Here is a 3,666-nt window from a genome sequence, read left to right on the forward strand (position 1 = left end):
GGCCGGGGCGGCGCTCGCCGCGGGCCCGGCGCCGCCGCTCCCGCCGGGGGCGGGGCCCGAGGGCCACAGCGCCCAGACCGCGATCGCCACCAGGACGACGACGACCACGGTCGAGACGATCTCGGAGCGGGAGGCGCCTGTCCGGGTCACCGGCCGTCCCCGGGCGGCCCCGCGATCCCCGCGAGTGCGAGCAGGTGGTCCCGCTCCGGGCCCTTGACCAGCGCCGCGGCCTCGCCCGGGTCGGTGGGGCCGAGCCCGAAGGCGGGACAGTCCGCCGCGAGTGTGCAGGCGCCGCAGGCCGGCTTGCGCGCATGGCAGACCCGGCGGCCGTGGAAGATCACGTGGTGGGACACGATCGTCCAGTCCCGCCGCGGGACGAGCTCGCCGATCGCGTGCTCGACCTTGACGGGGTCCTCCTCGGTCGTCCAGCCCCAGCGGCGGACCAGGCGTCCGAAGTGGGTGTCGACGGTGATCCCGGGGACGCCGAACGCGTTGCCGAGGATGACGTTTGCGGTCTTGCGCCCGATGCCGGGCAGCTTCACCAGCTCGTCCAGCGTCGACGGCAGCTCCCCGCCGTGCCGCTCGACGACGGCGGCGCCCAGCCCGGTCAGCGACGTCGCCTTGTTCCGGTAGAAGCCGGTGGAGCGGATCAGTTCCTCGAGCTCCGTCCGGTCGGCGCCCGCGTAGTCCGCGGCGGTGGGGTACCGGGCGAACAGCGCGGGGGTGACCTGGTTGACCCGCTCGTCGGTGCACTGCGCGGACAGGATCGTCGCGACGGCGAGGTCCAGCGGGGTGGTGAAGTCCAGCTCGCAGTGCGCGTGCGGATAGGCCTCCGCCAGCGACCGGAGGATGCGGTTGACCCGGCGCGCTCGCCCGATCGGGCTCTCCCCGGCCGCGACGCGCGCGGCCAGACCGGCGGCGGCGCGGGGGGTGGGCCGCGACGCCCGCGACGGCCGTCCGGCGGAGGTGCTCACGTGACCGAGCGTACGGGTGGGCACCGACAGTCGTGTCACGGTGTCGCGCCGTGCACCGCTCGCCGCCGGGCGCCGTCCGGTCCACGCCGGGTGGTGTTCGACCGGCCGGCGCGGCGACGCGTCCGACGAGCGGTGCGCGCACCCGGCCGGGTGTGCGCCGAACGGGCTACGAGGTCACGGTCGCGTCACGAAGACGGCGACGCGGCCACCCCCGACCGGCCGGGCTGCGAACCCGTACGGGAGGATCGGAGTTGCCATGACTGCCTGGTTGAGCGTTCTCGTCCCGCTGCTCGTGATGTTCTTCGCGCTCGGTATGGAGCGCGTGGAGTCCCGCATGCGGGAGTCCACCGTGCGCCAGGACGAGCTGGACGAGATGCTCGAACAGCCGCGTCCGGACGAGGTCCGTGCCCTGTTCCGGTCCGGCACGGGCCGCGCGCTGGAGCTGTTCCGGCTGCGTAACCGGCGCCGCCGGGGGGCTCGTCGGAGCCAGGTCCCGTCGGCCTGACAAGATCGCGTACGGGTGCGTGACAGCGCCCCGCGACGAATCGGACCCGATCGGATGTCAATCCGATCGGGCCAGTGGTGCGCACGTGTGTGGCGAAGACCTCTACACTGACGCGCCGACGACCCGCCGTGACGATACGGCCGGTGAACGAGGAGCATTGCAGTGGACGAGGTTCTGATCCGGGCAGGGATCTTCCAAGGTGTGGAGCCCCAGGCCGCCGAGGCGCTGGCCGAAGCTCTGGAGACTGCCGAGTTCTCCCGCGGGCAGGTCATCTTCTCCGAAGGTGAGCCCGGTGACCGCCTCTACATCGTGTCGGGCGGGAAGGTGAAGCTCGGCCGGAAGTCCCCCGACGGCCGGGAGAACCTGCTCATGGTGGCCGGCCCGTCGGACATGTTCGGCGAGCTGTCGATCTTCGACCCGGGCCCGCGCACGTCGTCGGCGACCGCGGTCACCGAGGTGCGCTGCTACACCATGGACCGCAGCGCGCTGCGGGAGTGGATCGGCAAGCGTCCGGAGATCGCCGAGCAGCTGCTGCGCGTGCTGGCCCGTCGCCTGCGCCGCACCAACAACATGCTCGCCGACCTGATCTTCACCGACGTGCCGGGCCGTGTGGCGAAGTCGCTCCTGCAGCTCGCGCGCCAGTTCGGCTCCCAGGAGTCGGGGCTGTTGCGGGTCACCCACGACCTCACGCAGGAGGAGATCGCCCAGCTCGTCGGCGCCTCCCGCGAGACCGTGAACAAGGCGCTCGCCGACTTCGCGCACCGTGGCTGGCTGCGTCTCGAGGGCAAGAGCGTGCTGATCCTGGAGCCGGAGCGGCTCGCGCGGCGCGCGCGCTGAATTCTCTGGTACGGGCGTCCCAGATCATGTGATGCTGGGGCGTGCCCGCCGCTCTCTCCGACTACCGCGCCGCCCTGGGCACCCCCGGGGCGGCCGCGCCGGTCTGTGCCTCCGTCCTCGGTCGGTTCCCGATCGCGATGCACAGTCTCGCCACGCTGCTCTACGTCCGTGAGGTCCACGGCTCCTACGCCGTCGCCGGAGCGGTCTCCGCGGCGCTGCTGGTCGGGACCGCGGTCGGCACGGTCGTGCAGGGGCGGGTGCTGGACCGGCTGGGCCCGACCCGGCCGATGCTGGTGCTCGTCGCGGTCTACCTGCTGTGCGTCACCGGGCTGGTGCTGAGCATCGAGTACCGGGCGGCGCTGCCGCTCACCGTCGCGGTCGCGGTCGTCACCGGGCTCGCGACGCCGGCGTTCGAGGGATCGTCGCGGGCGCTGTGGTCGGACCTGACCCCGCCCGGGCCGCGCCGCGAGGCCGCCTACACCTACGAGGCGATCAGCCTCGAGATCTTCTTCATCATGGGTCCCGCGCTGGCCGCGGTGCTGGTGGTGGCGACGCCGTGGCCGGGCACCGCGCTCGTCGTCGCGGCGACCGCGGAGATCGTCGGTACCACCTGGTTCGCGCTGACCGCCGCCGTACGACGCCGCTCGGCCCGCATCCGCGCCGAGCGCGCCGACGGGTCGCTGCCGGTCGAGGCCGGGCTGCTCGGGGTGTTCCGGCGCCCCGGGCTGCGGACGGTGGCGCTGGCGTCGCTCGGGTTCGGGCTGGTGGCGGGGACCGCCGAGGTCGGCGTGATCGCCGCGACCGCGTTCGCCGGCTCGCCCGCCGCCGGCGGGGTCCTGCTCTCGCTCTGGTCGGTGGTCTCGGTGCTGACCGGGGTGCTCTACGGGATGCGGCCCTGGCCGCGGCCGTTGCATCTGCGGCTGCCGGTCCTGCTCGCCGGCTTCGCCGTCCTGGTGACGGCGATGGGGCTCGTCTCCCCGCTCGGCTCGCTGGTGCTGCTGGCCGTGGTGATGATGGTCGCCGGCGCGCTGATCACCCCGCAGGTCACCGCGCACTCCCTCGGCGTCGAGCAGACCGCTCCGGCGGGGTCGGCGACCGAGGCGTTCAACTGGATGGTGATGGCCGCGGTGCTCGGGGTCTCGGTCGGGCAGGCCCTGTCCGGCGTCATGATCGACCTCGTCGGGCCGGGCGGATACGCGACGGGCGGCGCCCTGGGGCTGCTCGTCGCGGGGCTGCTGTGGCTGCGCCGCGGATCGGTCGCCGACACCGAGCCCCGCGTCGTCGCGGCCGGGAGCCGGGCGTGAGCGGCGCCGGGGAGCTGCGGCGGCTGCGCGACGTCGTCGCCGGCGA

Annotated in this window: 4 protein-coding genes; 3 read left to right on the forward strand and 1 reads right to left on the reverse strand. The window is 73.9% G+C overall.

Annotated elements, in window-relative coordinates; all coding sequences use genetic code 11:
- Nucleotides 1-146: 146 nt before the first annotated feature.
- Nucleotides 147-878 (reverse strand): endonuclease III, encoded by a 732-nt coding sequence (gene nth / locus GTW08_RS16800; protein ID WP_304580140.1) that lies wholly within the window; start codon nt 876-878, stop codon nt 147-149.
- Nucleotides 879-1,230: 352 nt separating this feature from the next.
- Here nth and GTW08_RS16805 point away from each other — a divergent pair, with 352 nt between their 5' ends.
- The 3 genes from GTW08_RS16805 to GTW08_RS16815 all read left to right on the forward strand — a co-directional run bounded on the left by GTW08_RS16805 (nt 1,231) and on the right by GTW08_RS16815 (nt 3,620).
- A complete protein-coding gene (locus tag GTW08_RS16805) occupies nt 1,231-1,479 on the forward strand; it encodes a hypothetical protein (RefSeq protein ID WP_043282623.1) in 249 nt (82 codons plus the stop codon).
- Nucleotides 1,480-1,641: 162 nt separating this feature from the next.
- Nucleotides 1,642-2,316 (forward strand): Crp/Fnr family transcriptional regulator, encoded by a 675-nt coding sequence (locus GTW08_RS16810; protein WP_020628211.1) that lies wholly within the window; start codon nt 1,642-1,644, stop codon nt 2,314-2,316.
- 41 nt (nt 2,317-2,357) lie between these two features.
- Nucleotides 2,358-3,620: an MFS transporter gene (locus tag GTW08_RS16815; RefSeq protein WP_073576031.1), complete on the forward strand. Its 1,263-nt coding sequence runs from the start codon at nt 2,358-2,360 to the stop codon at nt 3,618-3,620.
- The last annotated feature ends 46 nt before the right edge of the window (nt 3,621-3,666 follow it).

The sequence above is a fragment of the Pseudonocardia sp. SID8383 genome (assembly GCF_009864975.1).
In the GTDB taxonomy this organism is placed as follows: domain Bacteria; phylum Actinomycetota; class Actinomycetes; order Mycobacteriales; family Pseudonocardiaceae; genus Pseudonocardia; species Pseudonocardia alni.